Origin of the sequence: Streptomyces massasporeus (assembly GCF_014648995.1) — a bacterium.
In the GTDB taxonomy this organism is placed as follows: domain Bacteria; phylum Actinomycetota; class Actinomycetes; order Streptomycetales; family Streptomycetaceae; genus Streptomyces; species Streptomyces massasporeus.
In genome coordinates this window covers 72,190-91,069 of sequence record NZ_BMSE01000028.1, presented here as the reverse complement: position 1 = coordinate 91,069, position 18,880 = coordinate 72,190, and the positions used below count along the sequence as shown (strand labels likewise).

General features: G+C 72.0%; 16 protein-coding genes. 9 read left to right on the top strand and 7 right to left on the bottom strand.

Annotated features, from left to right (window positions below; genetic code table 11):
* The first annotated feature begins 343 nt into the window (after positions 1 to 343).
* Positions 344 to 574 (top strand): SCO5555 family protein, encoded by a 231-nt coding sequence (locus IE153_RS38010; RefSeq protein ID WP_030851947.1) that lies wholly within the window; start codon positions 344 to 346, stop codon positions 572 to 574.
* A gap of 136 nt (positions 575 to 710) precedes the next feature.
* Positions 711 to 1,352, top strand: coding sequence for an HU family DNA-binding protein (locus IE153_RS38005; RefSeq protein WP_030851950.1), 642 nt, complete (start codon positions 711 to 713; stop codon positions 1,350 to 1,352).
* Positions 1,353 to 1,423: 71 nt separating this feature from the next.
* Here IE153_RS38005 and IE153_RS38000 read toward each other — a convergent pair whose 3' ends face one another.
* Both IE153_RS38000 and cofC read right to left on the bottom strand, forming a co-directional pair.
* Complete coding sequence (locus IE153_RS38000; protein ID WP_031106931.1) at positions 1,424 to 1,627, bottom strand: hypothetical protein; 204 nt, start codon at positions 1,625 to 1,627, stop codon at positions 1,424 to 1,426.
* 9 nt (positions 1,628 to 1,636) lie between these two features.
* Complete coding sequence (gene cofC / locus IE153_RS37995) at positions 1,637 to 2,275, bottom strand: 2-phospho-L-lactate guanylyltransferase (RefSeq protein ID WP_189594237.1); 639 nt, start codon at positions 2,273 to 2,275, stop codon at positions 1,637 to 1,639.
* A gap of 159 nt (positions 2,276 to 2,434) precedes the next feature.
* On the opposite strand from cofC, the gene IE153_RS37990 reads away from it, so the two are divergent.
* From IE153_RS37990 to IE153_RS37980, 3 genes are read left to right on the top strand one after another with little or no spacing between them, the layout of a single operon-like run.
* Entirely contained in the window at positions 2,435 to 3,220 is a 786-nt protein-coding gene (locus IE153_RS37990; protein ID WP_189594236.1) for a lysophospholipid acyltransferase family protein, read from the top strand.
* Positions 3,217 to 4,227 (top strand): NAD(P)H-dependent glycerol-3-phosphate dehydrogenase, encoded by a 1,011-nt coding sequence (locus IE153_RS37985; protein ID WP_189594235.1) that lies wholly within the window; start codon positions 3,217 to 3,219, stop codon positions 4,225 to 4,227. Before IE153_RS37990 ends, IE153_RS37985 begins: the two co-directional genes overlap by 4 nt.
* A 59-nt stretch (positions 4,228 to 4,286) precedes the next feature.
* Complete coding sequence (locus IE153_RS37980) at positions 4,287 to 5,444, top strand: D-alanine--D-alanine ligase family protein (protein WP_189594234.1); 1,158 nt, start codon at positions 4,287 to 4,289, stop codon at positions 5,442 to 5,444.
* An 18-nt stretch (positions 5,445 to 5,462) separates the two neighbouring features.
* Here IE153_RS37980 and IE153_RS37975 read toward each other — a convergent pair whose 3' ends face one another.
* Entirely contained in the window at positions 5,463 to 5,981 is a 519-nt protein-coding gene (locus IE153_RS37975) for a DUF3515 domain-containing protein (protein ID WP_229829360.1), read from the bottom strand.
* 20 nt (positions 5,982 to 6,001) lie between these two features.
* Positions 6,002 to 6,235: an Lrp/AsnC family transcriptional regulator gene (locus IE153_RS37970; protein ID WP_031106939.1), complete on the bottom strand. Its 234-nt coding sequence runs from the start codon at positions 6,233 to 6,235 to the stop codon at positions 6,002 to 6,004.
* A 206-nt stretch (positions 6,236 to 6,441) separates the two neighbouring features.
* Between IE153_RS37970 and IE153_RS37965 the strand changes: the two genes are divergently transcribed.
* Positions 6,442 to 7,407 (top strand): thiamine-phosphate kinase, encoded by a 966-nt coding sequence (locus IE153_RS37965; RefSeq protein ID WP_031106940.1) that lies wholly within the window; start codon positions 6,442 to 6,444, stop codon positions 7,405 to 7,407.
* A complete protein-coding gene (gene thiD, locus IE153_RS37960) occupies positions 7,404 to 8,195 on the top strand; it encodes a bifunctional hydroxymethylpyrimidine kinase/phosphomethylpyrimidine kinase (RefSeq protein ID WP_189594233.1) in 792 nt (263 codons plus the stop codon). The genes IE153_RS37965 and thiD overlap by 4 nt, the downstream gene beginning before the upstream one ends.
* A gap of 124 nt (positions 8,196 to 8,319) precedes the next feature.
* On the opposite strand, the gene rpmB is transcribed toward thiD, so the two are convergent.
* Positions 8,320 to 8,505 (bottom strand): 50S ribosomal protein L28, encoded by a 186-nt coding sequence (gene rpmB / locus IE153_RS37955; protein ID WP_004924906.1) that lies wholly within the window; start codon positions 8,503 to 8,505, stop codon positions 8,320 to 8,322.
* 269 nt (positions 8,506 to 8,774) lie between these two features.
* Between rpmB and IE153_RS37950 the strand changes: the two genes are divergently transcribed.
* Positions 8,775 to 10,613 carry a DAK2 domain-containing protein gene (locus IE153_RS37950; protein ID WP_189594232.1) on the top strand — a complete coding sequence of 613 codons (1,839 nt, stop codon included), beginning with the start codon at positions 8,775 to 8,777 and terminating at the stop codon, positions 10,611 to 10,613.
* 35 nt (positions 10,614 to 10,648) lie between these two features.
* Here IE153_RS37950 and IE153_RS37945 read toward each other — a convergent pair whose 3' ends face one another.
* Both IE153_RS37945 and IE153_RS37940 read right to left on the bottom strand, forming a co-directional pair.
* Positions 10,649 to 13,582, bottom strand: a complete 2,934-nt coding sequence (locus IE153_RS37945; RefSeq protein ID WP_189594231.1) for a tetratricopeptide repeat protein — start codon at positions 13,580 to 13,582, stop codon at positions 10,649 to 10,651.
* A complete protein-coding gene (locus IE153_RS37940; protein ID WP_189594230.1) occupies positions 13,579 to 15,417 on the bottom strand; it encodes an HSP90 family protein in 1,839 nt (612 codons plus the stop codon). Before IE153_RS37940 ends, IE153_RS37945 begins: the two co-directional genes overlap by 4 nt.
* Before the next feature lie 188 nt (positions 15,418 to 15,605).
* Between IE153_RS37940 and IE153_RS37935 the strand changes: the two genes are divergently transcribed.
* Positions 15,606 to 18,848, top strand: a complete 3,243-nt coding sequence (locus tag IE153_RS37935) for a helicase-related protein (RefSeq protein ID WP_189594229.1) — start codon at positions 15,606 to 15,608, stop codon at positions 18,846 to 18,848.
* Positions 18,849 to 18,880: the final 32 nt, after the last annotated feature.

Sequence of the window (18,880 nt, the reverse complement as noted above, 5' to 3'; positions counted from 1 at the left end):
CGAGGCGGACATCTCCGCGTACGAGGCGAAGCGCCCCACGTTCAAGCCGCGGACCCTCCCGGTCTGACCCGGGCACGACCGGCTGCCTGAGAACAAGGCGACTTTCGGCCACCGCAACACCCCCTCTGTACCCCCGATCAGCCCGATCGGGGGTACAGCCGTGTCTGCACCCGAACGGCCCTGCCCACCCGCTGTTCAGCTGCCAACTTCCCACGTTAAGCAGGTGGTTGCTGGGGTACGCGAGGGGTACAGCCGTGACTTCCACGTGTGCCGGGAAGGCCGTCGGAGGCGGCAGTTGTCCCCTGCGCAGGCGACAACTCGCCCCAGATGGCACAATCTGTGCATGGAACACGACGGCCAACTCGAGCTCTATGCGGCAGTCGCGGACCAACTCAAGGAAGCGCACACAAGAGTGCGCGCACTGCAAGTCCCGGAGGGCGTACGGATGGCGCTGACCCGGAAGCTGCTGGTCATTACGGCCGCGGCCAAGCACGATCTCGCCGACGCGGCAAGACGACTGGAGCGGTTCACCGCGGACCTCGACGAGGGACGTCTCCCCGACGAGGAACGCTGAACCCTTCGACACCGTCGAGTTCGTTGCGGCACAAGGGTGATAAGCCCGTTTCGTGTTTGATTTGCGGTATATATCTGCCTAACGTGCGAAAAAGCTTGAACACTTTCGTTCTGGCGATGTCTCCGAAGGGGAAGACGTGAACAAGGCGCAGCTCGTAGAAGCGATTGCCGACAAGATGGGCGGCCGTCAGCAGGCCGCCGACGCTGTCGACCATGTACTGGACGCCATCGTCCGCGCGGTCGTCTCGGGTGAGCGGGTCTCGGTCACCGGCTTCGGTTCGTTCGAGAAGGTCGACCGCCCGGCCCGGTACGCCCGTAATCCCCAGACGGGCGAGCGGGTTCGGGTCAAGAAGACCTCCGTTCCGCGCTTCCGCGCCGGTCAGGGCTTCAAGGACCTGGTCAGCGGCTCGAAGAAGCTCCCGCGTGGCGGCGAGGTCTCCGTCAAGAAGGCGCCCAAGGGCAGCCTGACCGGCGGTGCCGGCGCGACGGTCAAGAAGGCCGCCGCGAAGAAGGCGACCACGAAGTCGGCCGCCGCGAAGAAGACCACCGCCAAGAAGACGACGGCGAAGAAGGCCACCACCAAGACCGCGGCCGCGAAGAAGACCACGGCGAAGAAGGCGCCCGCCAAGAAGACCACGGCGACGTCCAAGACCACCGCCGCGAAGAAGACCACCGCGAAGAAGGCCCCGGCGAAGAAGGCCACGGCCAAGAAGGCGCCCGCCAAGAAGTCGACGGCGCGCAAGACCACCGCCAAGAAGACCACCGCCCGCAAGAAGTAAGGGCGCTGGGGTACTCACGCGCCGGGCCGGACTCCGCATGGAGTCCGGCCCGCGGCGTGTTCGGTGTGTGATCAGAGGGTCTGCAGGGTCACCAGGGTGATCCGGAGCGCGTCCTCGGCGCCCTCCACCTCGATACGGACCCGCTGGCCCGGGCGCAGCAGCCTGAGGCCCCCCGCGTCGAACGCGGCCGCGTCGAAGGGCACCGGGGTGCCGTCGTCCAGGAGCACCTGCCCGCTGCGGCTTTCGGGGTCGTACGTGTACGCGGTCGCCTGCATGGCCGCAGCCTACTGCCCGGGAATCAGCAACCGCGCGGCGGCCGCGGCCGTATGAGGGCCGACCCCCAGGGCCAGCGCGCTGCGCAGGTCATCGCCGGTGTCCACGTCCTGGCGAACGGAATCCACCGCGGTCAGGGGCAGTTCCACCGCCCCGGAGGCGCGGTGCCGGGCCCGGGAATCCGTGCCGAAAGCCGGGCGCAATTCGCGGCCCGGGGCGGCGGCCAGCAGGGTCGTGCCGATTGCGGCGGCGTCCGGGAGAAATGCGCGCGGGAATTCGGCGGCGGCATCGAGTACCCGGGACAATTCCACGGGGCGCAGGGCCGGCAGATCGGCGTTGAGTGCGGCCACCGCCCGGGCCGGGCGCGCGGACCGTACGACCCGCGTCGCGTGTGCGAGGGCGGCGTTGAGGCCGCCGCCCGGTTCGTCGGCGATGATCGCGGCGCCCAGTGCGGTCAGCTCCCGGCCCGCCCGGGCGTCGTCCGTGACGACTGCCACATCCCCTACCGCCGGGCAGGCCAGCGCGGCCGCCACCGTGTCCTGGGCGAAGGCCAGTGCCAGGTCCGGCCGCAGCCCGTCGTCCGCGGTGTCCGCAAGCCTGCTCTTGGCCCGGGCCAGGGGCTTCAGGGGTACGACCAGGGTCCACTGCACGGGTGTTCCGTCCTCCTCTTGTCGCGCTCATTGTCACCCGGGGCATCGGGCGGGTGGCGGGCCGGGGCGTACGGTGTTCTCGACAGACCGGCGGCCTGGGGCGACACTTGTGCGGCCCCCCGTGGCCCCGGCTTTCAGGCCCTAGAGGAAGGTGTCCGCGTGCCCCGCCGCAGAATCGGCTTCTGGTACCGCTTCGCCGCGGTGATCTGCAAACCGCCGCTGGTGGTTCTGCTCAGGCGGGACTGGCGTGGAATGGAGCACATTCCGGCAGAGGGTGGATTTATCACCGCGGTGAACCACAATTCGCACATCGACCCCTTCGCTTACGCGCACTATCAGTACAACACCGGGCGCGTCCCGCGATTCCTCGCGAAGAGCGGGCTTTTCAAGAAGGGATTCGTCGGAGCCGCGATGCGGGGCACCGGGCAGATCCCCGTCTATCGCGAGAGCACGGACGCGCTGAGCGCCTTCCGGGCCGCGATCGACGCCGTGGACCGGGGGGAATGCGTCGCCTTCTATCCCGAGGGCACCCTCACCCGCGACCCGGACGGCTGGCCCATGACCGGCAAGACCGGGGCCGCGCGCGTCGCCCTGCAGACCAAGTGCCCGGTGATCCCCGTCGCGCAGTGGGGCTGCAACGAGTTGCTGCCGCCGTACGCGAAGAAGCCGCATCTGCTGCCGCGCAAGACGCACCGCGTGCTCGCCGGGCCGCCCGTGGACCTCGCGCGGTTCTACGACCGGGACATGACCGCGGAGCTGCTGAAGGAGGCCACGGAGGTCATCATGGCCGCCGTCACCGAACAGCTGGAGCTGATCCGCGGCGAGAAGGCGCCGGAGACGCCGTACGACCCGCGCACGGAGCGGATCGAGCAGCGGCGCCGCACTCAGGCGCAGACGCACCAGAAGTCCGGACAGACCGTGCAGGAAGAGGGGCTGGGCAAGTGAGCAAGCCGGTCAAGGCGGCGGTCCTGAGCGCCGGTTCGTGGGGTACGGCCTTCGGCATGGTGCTCGCCGACGCGGGGTGCGAGGTCACTCTGTGGGCGCGCCGCCCCGAGGTCGTGGAGGCGATCAACTCCACGCGGACCAATCCCGACTACTTCCCGGGCGTCGAGCTCCCGGAGAACGTACGGGCCACCACCGATCCCGCCGAGGCCGCCGCGGACGCCGACTTCACGGTCCTGTCGGTGCCCTCGCAGACCCTGCGCGGCAACCTCGCCGAGTGGAGCCCGCTGCTGGCCCCCGACACGGTCCTGGTGTCGCTGATGAAGGGCGTCGAACTCGGCTCCACGATGCGGATGAGCGAGGTCGTCGACGACGTCGCCAAGGTCGGCCCGGACCGGATCGCCGTGGTGACGGGGCCCAACCTGGCCCGGGAGATCGCCGCGCGGATGCCGGCCGCGGCCGTGGTCGCCTGCACCGACGAGGCCGTCGCGCAGCGGCTCCAGGCCGCCTGCCACACGCCGTACTTCCGCCCGTACACCAATACGGACGTGGTGGGTTGCGAACTGGGCGGAGCCGTGAAGAACGTCATCGGCCTCGCCGTCGGCATCGCGGACGGCATGGGCCTCGGGGACAACGCCAAGGGCTCCCTCATCACCCGCGGCCTCGCCGAGACCACCCGGCTCGGCATGGCGCTCGGCGCCGACCCGCTGACCTTCTCCGGACTCGCGGGCCTGGGCGACCTGGTGGCCACCTGCTCCTCGCCGCTGTCGCGCAACCACACCTTCGGCACCAACCTCGGCAAGGGCATGACCCTCCAGGAGACCATCGCGGTCACCAAGCAGACCGCCGAAGGCGTCAAGTCCTGCGAGTCGGTGCTCGATCTGGCCCGCAGGCACGGCGTCGACATGCCGATCACGGAGACGGTCGTCGGAATCGTGCACGAGGGCAAGCCCCCGGTAGTGGCGCTCAAGGAGCTGATGTCGCGCAGCGCGAAGCCCGAACGACGCTGAGCGACGCGATGCCGACGGCGCTTACCAGTGGCCCTACCAACGGGTACTCTCAACCCGATATGAGCACCGAGAACCTCCCCCAGAGTCCCGAGCAGCCGCCTCGCAAGCCGCGTGTGGCCGTCGTGTTCGGCGGGCGCAGCTCCGAACACGGGATCTCCGTGGTCACGGCCGGCGCCGTCCTCAAGGCCATCGACCGGACGAAGTACGACGTCCTGCCGATCGGCATCACCCAGGACGGGCGTTGGGCGCTCACGGCGGACGAACCGGAGCGGATGGCGATCGTCGACCGGCGCCCGCCGAGCGTCGACCTGCTCGCCGAGTCCGCCGAGGGCGCGGTGATCCTCCCGGTCGACCCCGCCAGCCGCGAAGTCGTCTACAGCGAGCCGGGATCGGTCCCCAAGGCGCTCGGCGAGGTCGACGTGGTCTTCCCGGTGCTGCACGGCCCGTACGGCGAGGACGGCACCCTCCAGGGCCTCCTGGAGCTCTCCGGCGTCCCGTACGTGGGTTCGGGCGTGCTCGCCTCGGCCGTGGGCCAGGACAAGGAGTACATGAAGCGGGTGTTCACCTCGTTCGGGCTGAAGGTCGGCCCGTACGTGGTGGTGCGCCCGCGTGAGTGGGAGCAGGACCAGGCGGCCGCCCGCAAGAAGATCGTCGACTTCGCCGGCGAGCACGGCTGGCCGCTGTTCGTGAAGCCCTCACGGGCCGGTTCGTCGATCGGCATCACCAAGGTCGACGACCTCTCCGGCCTCGACGAGGCCATCACCGAGGCCCAGCGGCACGACCCGAAGATCCTCGTGGAGGCCGCGCTGCGCGGCCGCGAGATCGAGTGCGGCGTCCTGGAGTTCGAGGACGGCCCCCGGGCCTCCCTCCCCGCGGAGATCCCCCCGCCCGAGACGCACGCGTACTACGACTTCGAGGCCAAGTACATCGACTCCACCCCGGGGCTCGTCCCGGCGCCCCTCACCCCTCAGGAGACGGCCGAGGTCCAGCGCCTGGCGGTCGACGCGTTCGACGCGGCGTCCTGCGAGGGCCTGGTCCGCGCGGACTTCTTCCTCACCGAGGACGGCGAGTTCGTGATCAACGAGATCAACACGATGCCCGGCTTCACGCCCATCTCGATGTACCCGCAGATGTGGCAGGCGAGCGGGGTGAGCTACCCGGAGCTCATCGACCTGCTGGTGCAGGCGGCACTGCGCAGGTCGACCGGCCTGCGCTGAATCCTCAACGCCCGGCGCTCAGGAGGCGATCCCCTCGGGGATCGCCTTCTTCACGGCCGCGGCCAGATCGATCAGCACACCCGAGCTGTCCACGCCCTTCGGCGCCCGGACCTCGACGTACGCCTCGCGGTTGGCGGTGGTGAACCGGTACCCGCCGCCGTCCTCGCTCTCCATCAGCCAGTCGACGCCGTTCACACCCCCGGCGACCGCATCCGGATCCCGCCCGTCCGCCACCTTCGGGTCGACCATCTTCGGCGGCTGCGGTACACCGCAGCGAAGTATGATCGCCGGGCTGCCCCAGCCCGCCGTCAGCGCCGACGCGGGCTCGGGATCCGCACGGCGCTCACCGTCCACCTTCGCGGGCAGTACCTTGTCCAGGTTCCGGCACAGTTCCGCGACCTTCGCGTCCGGACTGGGAACCGCCGCCGACGCGCTGTCGTCTGCTGAGGAGCAGCCCGCAACAGTGATCAACAGCGCGACAGCGGGCAGGCGGAACACGCGGAAGACACAACGGTGCCGGTGACGGAAAGAGTTCACCGGCACAGGGTAGACGGGGGCTACAGATGGACGACCGGGCAGGTCAGGGTGCGGGTGATGCCGTCCACCTGCTGGACCTTGGCGACCACCATGCGGCCGAGATCGTCGACGGTGTCGGCCTGGGCCCGCACGATGACGTCGTAGGGTCCCGTCACGTCCTCGGCCTGGATGATCCCAGGGATCTTGCTGATCGTCTCGGCGACGACCGAGGCCTTCCCGACCTCGGTCTGGATCAGGATGTACGCCTGTACCACGGAACCTCCAGGGCGGCCACGAGGATCATGTGGGGAAAAGGAACGCCACGGTATCGCGTCGCCGCTCGCCGCGGGGAGACCTGCGGGGACCGGGATGTGCGCGCCGGGGTGCAGGTCCGGCAGAACTTGACGGTCACTTCGACCGTAGCGAGGACCGAGATGCCTCGCGACCGGGCACGGACAGGGACAGAAGGGGAGAAAGGGCAATGAAGGGCACTGTTGGTGAGCTCGGTGAGTTCGGGCTCATCAGGGAGCTCACCTCCCGTCTGACCACCACCCCGGCGGTCCGGGTCGGCCCCGGCGACGACGCCGCCGTGGTGGCCGCACCCGACCGCAGGGTCGTGGCGAGCACGGACATCCTGGTGGAGGGCCGGCACTTCCGGCGGGACTGGTCGACGGCCTACGACGTGGGCCGCAAGGCGGCCGCGCAGAACCTCGCCGACATCGCCGCCATGGGCGCCGTTCCGACCGCGCTGCTGCTCGGTCTGGTCGTCCCGGCCGAGCTGCCGGTGACCTGGCCGAGCGAACTGATGGACGGCCTGCGCGACGAATGCCAGGTGGCGGGCGCGGCCGTGGTCGGCGGTGACGTCGTACGCGGCGACTCGATCATGGTGTCGATCACCGCGCTCGGCGATCTGCGCAACCAGGAGCCGGTGACGCGGGCGGGCGCCCAGCCCGGCGACCTCGTCGCGGTGACCGGCTGGCTGGGCTGGTCGGCCGCCGGGTACGCGGTGCTGTCCCGGGGGTTCCGCTCGCCGCGGGCGTTCGTGGAGGCGCACCGGCGGCCCGAGCCGCCGTACCACGCGGGTCCCGCCGCCGCCGGGCTCGGGGCGACTGCGATGTGCGACGTCAGCGACGGGCTGATCGCGGACCTCGGGCACATCGCCGAGGCGAGCAAGGTGCGGATCGACATCCGCTCCGGCGCGATCGACATCCCGTCCCAGATGAACGACATCGGGCAGGCCGTCGGGGTCGACCCCATGCAGTGGGTGCTGACCGGGGGAGAGGACCACGCGATCGTGGCGACGTTCCCGCCGGACGTGAAGCTGCCCGCCCGCTGGAAGGTCATCGGCGAGGTCCTCAACCCCTCGGCGCTGCCCCAGGTGACGGTCGACGGAGCGCCGTGGACCAGCAAGGGCGGCTGGGACCACTTCGGGGACATAGAGTCGTGATCCCCAACGTCCTCACGGTGGCGGGCTCCGACTCCGGCGGAGGTGCGGGCATCCAGGCCGACCTCAAGACGATGCTCGCGCTCGGCGTGCACGGCATGAGCGTCGTGACGGCGGTGACCGCGCAGAACTCCCTCGGCGTGCAGGGGGCTTGGGAACTGCCCGTGGAGGCCGTACGGGCCCAGTACCGCAGTGTCGTCGACGACATCGGCGTCCAGGCGGTCAAGACCGGGATGCTGGCCTCCGCGGAACTCGTGGAGGCGGTCGCCGAGTTGATCGCGGGGACGGACGCCCCGGCGGTCGTCGACCCGGTCGGCGTCTCCAAGCACGGCGACGCCCTGCTCGCCGCCTCCGCGCTGGACTCGGTCCGTTCGAAGCTGCTTCCGGTGGCGACGGTCGCCACGCCGAACCTCGACGAGGTGGCCCAGATCACCGGCGTACGGGTCGAGTCGGAGCGGGAGATGCGCCGGGCCGCGGCGGCCGTGCTGGAGTACGGGCCGCGCTGGGTGCTGATCAAGGGCGGACACCTGCCCGGGGACGCCGTCGATCTGCTCACCGACGGCTCCGAGGAGCACTGGCTGCGGGCGCCGAGGCACGACAACCGCCACACCCACGGCACCGGCTGCACGCTCGCCTCGGCGATCGCCTCCGGGCTCGCCAAGGGGCGGTCCGTGCCGGAGGCGGTGGCGGCGGCGAAGGAGTACGTCACGGGGGCCGTCGTGGCCGGGTTCGCGCTCGGCGGGGGGATCGGGCCGGTGGATCACGGCTGGCGTTTCCGCGGTGACGTATAGCAACCGGGGTGCGGAGGCACGGCCACCGCACCCCGGCAGGTCTTACAGGCACGGCAAAGAGCCGGCCCACCAGAGGTGGACCGGCTCTGCAGCGAACCAGCAGTGGTTGCGCGCTAGCTGAGCGTCAGCGCGAGACCTTGCCGGCCTTGATGCACGAGGTGCAAGCGTTCACGCGCTTCGGCGTCCCGCCCACCACGGTACGCACACGCTGGATGTTCGGGTTCCAGCGACGGGGCGTACGGCGGTGCGAGTGCGAGATGTTGTTGCCGAAGCCCGGCCCCTTGCCGCAGACGTCGCAGTTGGCAGCCACGGGTCACTCCAAAGACTTCAGATGCACTTACGGTTGATCCCGGCAGGCCGGGATCAAGATTCTCGGGCTCTGTAAGGAGCCGGTCGAAATCTGAGTGGCGTTGCCAGGGGGAAGGCCCGATCAGATCGGGCAACCGGAGCAGCATACAACGGCTGCACCCGTAGAACGAAACTACCATGGCAGCTCAGGGGCCCGGCCCCTCCCTCTTCCGGTCGACACCGCCCCGGGGTCTACGCTGCGAGCCACGTCCAGCAGCTCAGGGAGGCGTAGTGGCGCAGGTGCCGCAGACATTCTTCGATGCTCTCGCGGTGCGCACCTGGTGCGGTCTCGCGCTCGAGACACTGGGGCGGGCGCGTGAGGAGATCGACGCGATCAACGTCTATCCGGTGGCGGACGGCGACACCGGCACCAACCTGTATCTGACCGTGGAGTCGGCGGTCGCGGCGGTCGAGGCGGTGTTCGCGGGGCACGCGGCGGGGGCCGAAGCCGCGGTGGGTGCCGGGAGTGCGGCGGGGGCCGAAGCCGCGGTGGGTGCCGGGAGCGCGGGTGCCGGGAGCGCGGACATCGGGTTCGCGGGAGCCGAGGGCACGGACGCCGGGGGCGCGGGAGAGCCGACGCTCGCCGACGCCGCCCGGGCGATGGCGCACGGCGCCCTGATCGGCGCTCGCGGGAACTCCGGGACGATCCTCGCCCAGCTGCTGCGCGGCATGGCCCAGGTGCTGGCGGACGACGACACCGCCCGGGCCGACGGCCGGTGCCTGCGGCTCGCCCTGCGGCACGCGGCCGACTCCGCCCGCCGGGCCGTCGCCCACCCCGTCGAGGGCACCGTCCTCACGGTCGCCTCGGCCGCCGCCGACGCGGCCGACGGCGCGGAGGGCGACTGCGGGACCGTGGCCCGGGCGGCCTACGACGGAGCCCGCACGGCACTCGCCGCGACCCCGGGCCAGCTGCCCGTCCTGGAACGCGCCGGGGTGGTCGACGCCGGCGGGCGGGGACTGGTCGCGGTGCTCGGGGCGCTGGTGGAGACGTTCACGGGGGAGAGGGCACGGGCGGTGGCGGCAAGCGCGTGCACCGGGCCCGCCGGGGTCCCCCACGCGCGCGTGGAACCCGCAGAGGGCCAGGTCCTTGCCGACGGCGCCCCGGGGGAGTGTGCGGACAGCGCCGCCGTCGTGCCGGGCCAGGAGGGGCCCGCTTTCGAGGTGATCTACCTGCTGGAGGCCGAGGACGAGGCCGTGGAGCGGCTGCGGGGGCGGCTCGACGCCCTCGGGGACTCCCTCGTCGTGGTCGGCGGGGACGGGCTGTGGAACGTCCACGTCCATGTCGACGACGCGGGCGCCGCCGTCGAGGCCGGCATCGAGGCCGGGCGGCCCCACCGCATCCGCATCACCCACTTCGGCGCCGGCGACGTCCACACCACCGGGGCCGAGCGGCCGCCCCGGGAGCGCGCCCAGCGGGCCGTCGTGGCCGTCGTGCCCGGCGAGGGCCTGGCCGGGCTGTACGCCGAGGCCGGGGCGACCACCGTGCTCGCCCGCCCCGGGGAACCGCCCGCGAGCGGCGAGCTCGTCCAGGCCGTACGGCGGGCCCACGCGCGCGAGGTCGTGCTGCTGCCCAACGACGCCGACCTGCGCCACACCGCCGCTGCGGCCGCCGAGCAGGTCCGCACGGAGGGCGTCCGGGTGGCTCTGATCCCGACCCGCTCGGCGGTCCAGGGCATCGCCGCGCTGGCCGTGCACGAGCCGGACCGCCGCTTCGACGAGGACGTCGTGTCCATGACCTCCGCCGCCGGGGCCACCCGCTACGCCGAGGTCACCATCGCCGAACGCCAGTCCTGGACGATGGCCGGCATCTGCCAGGCCGGTGACGTCCTGGGCCTGATCGACGGGGACGTGGCCGTGATCGGATCGGACCTCGCCGTGACGGCCGAGGCCGTCCTGGACCGCATGCTCTCGGCCGGGGGCGAGATGGTCACCCTGGTCCTCGGCGACGACGTCCCCGACACCGTCGCCGGGCACTTGGAGGGCCGGGTCCGCGAGGGGTACCTCGCCGTCGACACGGTCGTCTACCGGGGCGGACGACAGGGGGCCCTGCTCCTCATCGGCGTGGAGTAGGGCGGGCCTTCCGCGTGCGGCGAGCGGGCGTCTCCTCAGTGCGGCCGCTCCGTCAACAGGTGGAGCAGCTGCTCCGCCTCCGCGCGGCGGGCCCGCACCGCCTCGCCGTCCCCGTCGCCCGTCACCGCGCCGTCGTACCCCTCGTACGCCGCCAGCACCGCACGCGCGCGTGCCACCGCGTCGGCGGGGCGGTCCAGGTCGGCCTCCAGCCGGCCCGCGGCCAGTTCCGCGCCGGTGCGGCTGTGCAGGGCGCCGTCCCCGAGGGAGGCGAACACGCCGACCGCCTGGACCACTTGGGCCAGCGCCTCCTCGAACAGGTCCCGGACCGGGGCATCCTCGGCGTCCTCGACGGCGGACCGGGCCAGCAGGTCGCCGAACTGTCCATGTGTGTGGCCGAGTTCGGCGACGAGCTGTTGCCGGGACTCCTCGTCGGACGCCGCTTCCCGTGCCGCCTCGCACTCCCGGACCGCCTCCGCCATCAGGCCGCGCGCCTCGTCCAGCCCGTCCTCCGCCCGCAGGGCCAGCCAGGCGCGGGCGCGCAGGGAGCGGATCAGGCCGTGGGTGTTGCCGAGCGCGCGCCACAGGTCGCCCGCGCGGGCGTAGGCCTGGTTCGCCTCGGCCGCCAGTCCGGCCTGCCCGAGGGACTCCCCGGCCAGATGGGCGAGGGTCGCGTGATCGTGCTGCTCGGGCCAGTGCCGGGCGATCTCGGCGGCCTGCAGGCGCCGTTCGGCGGCGGCGCGGTGCTCGCCGAGCTCGCTCAGACAGTCACCGAGCCACCACTGCGTCTGCACGACCGCCCCGTCGCCGTGCGTCTCGGCGCTCAGGTCGGGCAGGGCCGCCTCCAACACCTCCGCGGCCTCGGCCCACCGGCCCTGCCGCAGCAGGAACCCGCCGAGCTGCTGTCGCGCCCAAGCACCCAGCGTCGCCGACTCGCCCGCCTCGTCGGCCCAGTGGGCGGCCTCCAGGGCGTGCTCGGCGGCCTCCACGGCGTCGCCCCGGCCGCCCACGACCTCCCCGAGCTGGAGGTGCAGCTGGGCCCGCCCGGGCGCCTCCAGCTGCTGTCCGCCGTGCTCCAGGGCCGCCCGCAGCGCCCGTTCCGCCTCCGCCACGTCGCCGAGGTGGTGGGCGAGGGAGGCCAGCCGGGCCTCGTACTCCACCGCGAACCACGGCAGCCCCGCCGCGACGAACGCCGACGCGCCCCGCGCGAACAGCTCCGCGGCCGTCTCCAGATCCCCGGCCAGCCCCGCCAGCTCCCCGAGCATCGCCTGCGCCTCGGCGATCCGCGCGGCCAGCCGCACGTCCTGGCCGGTCCGCCCGTCGACGAGTGCGAGGACCTCCCGTACGGCGGCCTCGGCCTCGGCGAGGACCGCCCCGTCGCCCTCACCGGCGTGCGCGCGGCGCGTCAGGATCCGCGCCCGGCTCATCACGACGGACGCCGTCTGCCGTATCCCCGTGCCGTCGGCGGCGTACAGCGCGAGGACCTCGTCGTAGAGGCCGGTCACCGCCACCGCGGCGCCGTCCACGTCACCCGCGAGCGCACGGACGTACGCCCCACGCGCGCGTGCCGCCAGGGCCTCGCCCGGGTCGCCCGCCTCCGCGTAGAGCCCGGCGGCGTGTTCGAAGAGGTCGGCTCCTTCGGCGCCGAGGGCCATCGCCTCGTGGTCGGCCATCTCGGCACGGTCGCGCGGGTCCAGCTCGACGCCCTCCGCGGCCTCGGCGGCCGCCGCCCACGCCTCCACGGCGTTCGGCCGCAGGTGGTCCGACAGCCGCCGTGCCTCGGCCAGCAGCGCGGGCAGGTCCGGCCGCCCGGTGACGGGAACCGGCGCCGCGGCGGGAGCGGGCGGGGGAGCCGGCCGTACCGACCGCACGCCCAGTGGCAGCCGCTCCACCAGTGGTTGCCGCGCCATACGCGCGCGTGCCCGCTCGCTCACGTGCGCCGTGCCGTTGCGTTCGTCGAAGCGCGCCGCCAGGGCGAGGGCCTCCCCGCGCGCGTGCGAGGCGAGTTCGCGGGCGGTCCACTCCCGCCCGGCCGGACCCGGCACCTGCCGGTCGCCCAGCCCGAGCACGGTCAGCCGGTCCATGAGCAGGGCCACCACGCTCATGAAGTCCAGCCTGCTCCGCGGCTGCCCGTCGTCCGTGAAGTACGCCGGACGCTCCGCGAGCAGCTCCAGGCCCCGCGCCTCGTTGCCGGTCAGCGCGCAGAACTCCACGTGGTCCGCGTACGCGCCGCGCATGCTCTCCATCGCCCGGACGAGCCGGAAGCCCCGCAGATGGCAGGCCCGGGCCTCGTCGAGGCGGCCCAGCCGCAACAGCGGCACCAGGGAGGACGCGAGGGCCGTGTGCGGCTCGTGGGCGCAGGCGTACTCGCCCTCCAGCACCGGCCGCCACAGCTCCAGCGCCTCGGCGTCCCGCCCCCGCTCCGCCTGCCACCAGCCCTGGCCGTGCAGTTCGCAGGCGTGGCAGTCGGCCATGGCGTCCCGGTCGGCGGCCAGCCACGCGGCGTACGCCCGCTCGGCCCGCGCCACGTCCCCGACATGCGCGGCCACACTGTGCTCGGCGCTGCGCACGGCCCGCTCGGAGTGCCCGGCGAGCCGGTAGCGGTGCTCCATCTCGCCGAGCCACTTCTCGATCGACGCCAGCGGGATGTGCGGCTGGTCGAGCATGCCGGCCGAGACCCATTTGAAGACCCAGTGCAGCGAGTGGGTCTCGTACTCGTCGAAGTCCTCGGGCCGTTCGTCCCACATGCGCAGCAGCCGCGCGAAGGGGACGAACATCTTCCCCTTCTCGGAGCTGTAGTTGTAGACCTTCAGCTGGTGCCCGAGCGCCTCGATCACGGCGAGCGGGATGCTCAGCTTCTCGGCCGCCGTCAGCAGCTCCTCCGCGCGCGTGTTGCGGGCCGGCCCCTCCGGCTGCCCGGAGTTCTCCGCCATCGCCTCGCGCAGGGCGTCGAAGTCCGTGATCTCGCTCATGCCTGACCGTCCTCGCTGTGCGTGGCCCACTCCAGGAGACCGATGAACGCGCGGTTGAGCAGCGCCGAGTCGGCCGGCCTGAGCGGCCGCTGCGCCATCAGCAGCGCCTGCCCGTACAGCGACTCCGCGGCCGTGCCGATCAGTTCCGGGTCGGGCAGCGCGCTGATCCGCCGCACGAGCGGGTTGAGATGGTTCAGCACCAGACGCGCGCGGGGCGCGCTGCCCCGCAGGGAGCCGAGGATGCCCGCCCACAGGTCGTCGGCCTGCGCCTCGGCGTCCGCCCGGGCCTGCTCGTGCCGGGCGTCCCGGTCGTCGAGGTGCAGCGCGGGCACGGACAGCGGGTGGAAGGACCGCAGCACGACGTCACAGCCCAGCGGGTCGAGCCGGGCCCGGGCCGCCGCCAGGAAGCCCGACAGGGCCAGTTCCTCGGCCGGGTCGACCGCGTCCAGATGCGCGGTGACCGTCTCCGCGTCCAGCTCGGCGACCACGGTGCCCGGCCGCACCGACGGCAGCGCCTGAACCAGCTCGCTGTCGTAGGTGTAGCCGCCGTTGATCACGCCGATGCCCTGCGCGGACGCGATCGGCGCGACCTGCCGGTACTCCTCGACGGTCCGCGTGAAGTGCACCACCGGATGCCGCTGCGCGAACTCCTCCAGGGACAGCCGCCCGTCGGTCGTCTCGAACGGCAGCCACGGCAGCATCGTGCGCAGCATCTCCCGGTCGTGCCGGGCCAGCGACTTCACACCCAGGTGGTGCACCGAGAGGAACGCCGCCAGCCGCTCCGGCTCACCGGCCGCCAACCCGGTGAGCCAGGCCCGGATCCGCTCGCCCAGCGCCTCCCGCACCCCGGCCAGCGTCTCGTCCTCGTACAGCGCCTCGCGGGACGCCGTGGGCCGCAGACTGTCCGTGTCGAGCACACAGCGCACGAAGAACGCCCAGTCGGGCAGCAGCTGTTCGGCCCGCTCGGTCAGCAGCATGCCCTTCAGGTGCACCCGGTGACCGGCACGCTGGGCCGGGCTCACCGCCGACGGCAGCACATACGCCACCCCGCGGATGCCGGCCAGCGGCACGGACAGGTCGATCGTGTCCAGCGGGGTGAAGCCGAACAGGTCGTGGCAGTGCCGGGCGAGGGCGACGCGGCGCGCGGCCGGGCCCGGGTACGGCCGGTCCCAGGGCGCCGGAAGGTCGGTGACCGCCTCGTCGCCGACCCGGACGTCGTACGGCAGCAGCGACCCGAAGTCCCGGGCCAGCTCCGCGACCCGCCCGGGCGCCAGCCACTCCGCGGCCCCCGCCCGGGCCACCAGATGCACGGTCGTGCCCGGTTCGGGCCGCTCGGCGTCCGGCAGCGTCCGCACGGTGTAGGAACCGTCGTCGGACGCCGTCCACTCCACCGGCGGCGCCCCGGGCGTACGGGCACTGCGGCTGACGACCCGGATCCGCTCCGCGACCACGAAACAGGCCAGCAGCCCGATGCCGAACTGCCCCAGAAAGTCGGACCGGGCCTCCTCCAGCCCCTCGGCGCGCTTGGAACTGCGCCCGATGGTGGCCAGCAGACTGTGCACGTCCGCCTCGGTGAGCCCCACGCCGGTGTCCTCGACACGCAGGGCGCCGCCCTCGGCGTACAGCCGCACCCGGGCAGGGGCGCCGGGCTCGTCCGTGCGTCTGGCTGTGACGGCGTCCACGGCGTTCTGCAGCAGCTCGCGCAGATACACCTTGGGACTGGAGTAGAGGTGGTGGGAGAGCAGGTCCACCAGACCACGCAGGTCGACCTGGAACGTATGAGGTGACTGGGGCGAAGGGGAGGGCTGGGATGCCTGTGAGGTCTGGGAGTCCATCTTCACGGCGCCGGTGGGGGGACTCGCGACGGCGCGGGGTCGGGCGGTCCCGGTGGGGCGGTGACCGCGAAAGAGGGCCGGGAGCGCGTCATCCTAAGGCCCGAACCAGCCGCCTGACCAGGGGTTTCCGGGATCTTTACGGCGATCCGGCCGCGGCCTGGAAGCCATTGTCAGTGGCGTGGTGTGCAATGGATCTCGTGCCCGCACTGGAAGAACCCCTGCGACAACCGCTGAAGTCGGTGCTCGGCCCCGCCACCGCGAAGGTGATGGCCGAGCACCTCGGCCTGCTCACCGTCGGCGACCTCCTCCACCACTACCCGCGCAGATACGAGGAGCGCGGCCAGCTCACCCACCTCGCCGACCTCCCCATGGACGAGCACGTCACGGTGGTCGCGCAGGTAGCCGACGCCCGCCTGCACACCTTCGCCTCCGCCAAGGCCCCGCGCGGCAAGGGCCAGCGCCTGGAGGTCACGATCACGGACGGCAGCGGCCGGCTCCAACTGGTCTTCTTCGGCGCGGGCGTCCACAAGCCCCACAAGGAACTCCTGCCGGGCACCCGCGCGATGTTCGCGGGCAAGGTCTCCGTCTTCAACCGCCGCCTCCAACTCGCACACCCGGCCTACGAGTTGTTGCGCGGTACCGACGACGATCCGGCGGAGTCCGTCGAGACCTGGGCGGGCGCCCTGATTCCGATCTACCCCGCCACCGCCAAGCTCGAGTCCTGGAAGATCGGCAAGGCGATCCAGACGGTGCTGCCCACCGCCCAGGAGGCCGTCGACCCGCTCCCGGAGACCCTGCGCGAGGGCCGCGGCCTGGTCCCGCTCCCCGAAGCCCTCCTCAAGATCCACCGCCCGCACACCAAGGCCGACATCGAGGACGCCCGCTCCCGACTCAAGTGGGACGAGGCCTTCGTCCTCCAGGTCGCCCTGGCCCGCCGCCGCCACGCGGACGCCCAACTCCCCGCCGTCCCCCGCAAGCCGGCCCCCGCCGGCCTCCTCACCGCCTTCGACGCCCGCCTCCCCTTCACCCTCACCGACGGCCAGCAGCGCGTCTCGAGAGAGATCTTCGACGACCTGGCCACCGACCATCCGATGCACCGGCTGTTGCAGGGGGAGGTCGGTTCGGGCAAGGCCCAGCCCCTCGACGCGCAGGTGCTCACACCTTCGGGCTTCCGCCGCATGGGAGATCTGCGGGTGGGTGACGAGGTGGTGGTGCCGGACGGAGGCATCGGGCTGATCGATGGTGTCTTCCCGCAGGGTGAGCGCGATGTGTGGCGCTTGGTCCTGTCCGACGGGAGTTCCGTCGAGTGCGACGACGAGCATCTCTGGATCGTCGGCACGAGCTGTGGCTGGCACCGTGGCCAGACTCCCAAGGTCATGACGGCCCGGGAGATCCGTCTCGACACGTTCAAGGCCAACGGGTCCTCTAAGTGGTACATCCCGCCTGCGCAGCCGGTCGACCTCGGCGGTGACGACGGGCTGCCCCTCGACCCTTACCTGATCGGGCTGCTGTTGGGGGATGGTTCATTCCGGCACAATCTCCGTCTTTCCATCATCGACGACGAGATCCGTGAGGCGGTGGCGGCGGCAGTGGCGCCTGATTGCCGGCTGGTACCGGTGAAGGGGTCCCACTGTGACTACACGATCCAGCTCAAGCAACGTGCTGGAGGCGTGCGGAATCCGGTCATCCAGGTCTTGCGCGAGTTGGGCCTCTGGGGAAGGACGTCCCACGACAAGTTCGTCCCTCCGGCTTTCAAAAACGCTTCGATCAAGGACCGTCTCGCCGTCCTGCAAGGGCTCCTGGACATGGACGGCACCGTCCAGGCCGACGGCCTGAGCATCTCCCTTTGCTCGGCTTCACGCCGGCTCGCGGAGGACGTCGCATGGCTCGTGCGCTCTTTGGGAGGCCGGGCACGCGTCCTGCCGAAGAAAGCCGCGTACAACGTGCAGGTGTCGCTGCCGGACGCGTATGCCCCGTTCCGGCTCACCCGCAAAGCAGATCGCGTGCGTCCGAGGCCGAAGTACCACACGTTCCGGCGCGGCATCCGGGCGGTCGAGTACGTGGGGCGGAAGCCCGTCCAGTGCATCAGCGTCGCCCACCCCAGCCATGCCTACGTCACCGACAACTTCACGGTCACCCACAACACCATGGTCGCCCTGCGCGCCATGCTCGCCGTGGTCGACGCGGGCGGGCAGGCCGCCATGCTCGCGCCCACCGAAGTGCTCGCGCAGCAGCACCACCGGTCGATCGTCGAGATGATGGGCGAGCTGGCCGAGGGCGGCATGCTGGGCGGGGCCGAGCAGGCCACCAAGGTCGTGCTGCTCACCGGTTCCATGGGAGCGGCCGCCCGGCGGCACGCCCTGCTCGACCTCACCACCGGCGAGGCTGGCATCGTCATCGGCACGCACGCGCTGATCGAGGACAAGGTGCAGTTCCACGACCTGGGCCTGGTCGTGGTCGACGAACAGCACCGCTTCGGCGTCGAGCAGCGCGATGCCCTGCGCGGCAAGGGCAAACAGCCCCCGCATCTGCTGGTCATGACCGCCACGCCCATCCCGCGCACGGTCGCCATGACCGTCTTCGGCGACCTGGAGACCTCCGTCCTCGACCAGCTCCCGGCCGGCCGCTCGCCGATCGCCAGCCATGTGGTCCCGGCCGCCGACAAGCCGCACTTCCTGTCCCGCGCGTGGGAAAGGGTCCGCGAGGAGGTGGAGAACGGCCACCAGGCCTACGTGGTCTGCCCCCGCATCGGCGACGAGGAGGACGACCCCAAGAAGTCCGCCAAGAAGAAGTCCCCGGAGGACGAGGCGGAGAAGCGCCCGCCCCTCGCCGTCCTCGACGTGGCCGGCCACCTGTCCAAGGGCCCCCTGCAGGGCCTGCGGGTGGAGGTGCTCCACGGGAGGATGCACCCCGACGACAAGGACGCCGTCATGCGCCGCTTCGCCGCCGGCGAGACCCACGTCCTGGTCGCCACGACGGTCATCGAGGTCGGCGTCAACGTCCCCAACGCCACCGCCATGGTGATCATGGACGCCGACCGCTTCGGCGTCTCCCAGCTCCACCAGCTGCGCGGCCGCGTCGGCCGTGGCTCGGCCCCCGGCCTCTGCCTCCTGGTCACCGAGATGCCCGAGGCGAGCCCGGCCCGCCAGCGCCTGGGCGCGGTCGCCGCCACCCTCGACGGCTTCGAACTCTCCCGCATCGACCTGGAACAACGCCGCGAGGGCGACGTCCTCGGCCAGGCCCAGTCGGGCGCCAGGACCTCCCTGAAGGTCCTCGCCGTCATCGAGGACGAGGAGATCATCGCGGAGGCGAGGGAGGAAGCGACGGCGGTAGTGGCCGCCGACCCGGAGCTGACTCACCTGCCCGCGCTCCGGACGGCATTGGACGCCCTTTTGGACGAGGAGAGGGAGCAGTACTTGGAAAAGGGGTGAGGGTGACTGACCCTCCTGGAGGGGCGCGGGGC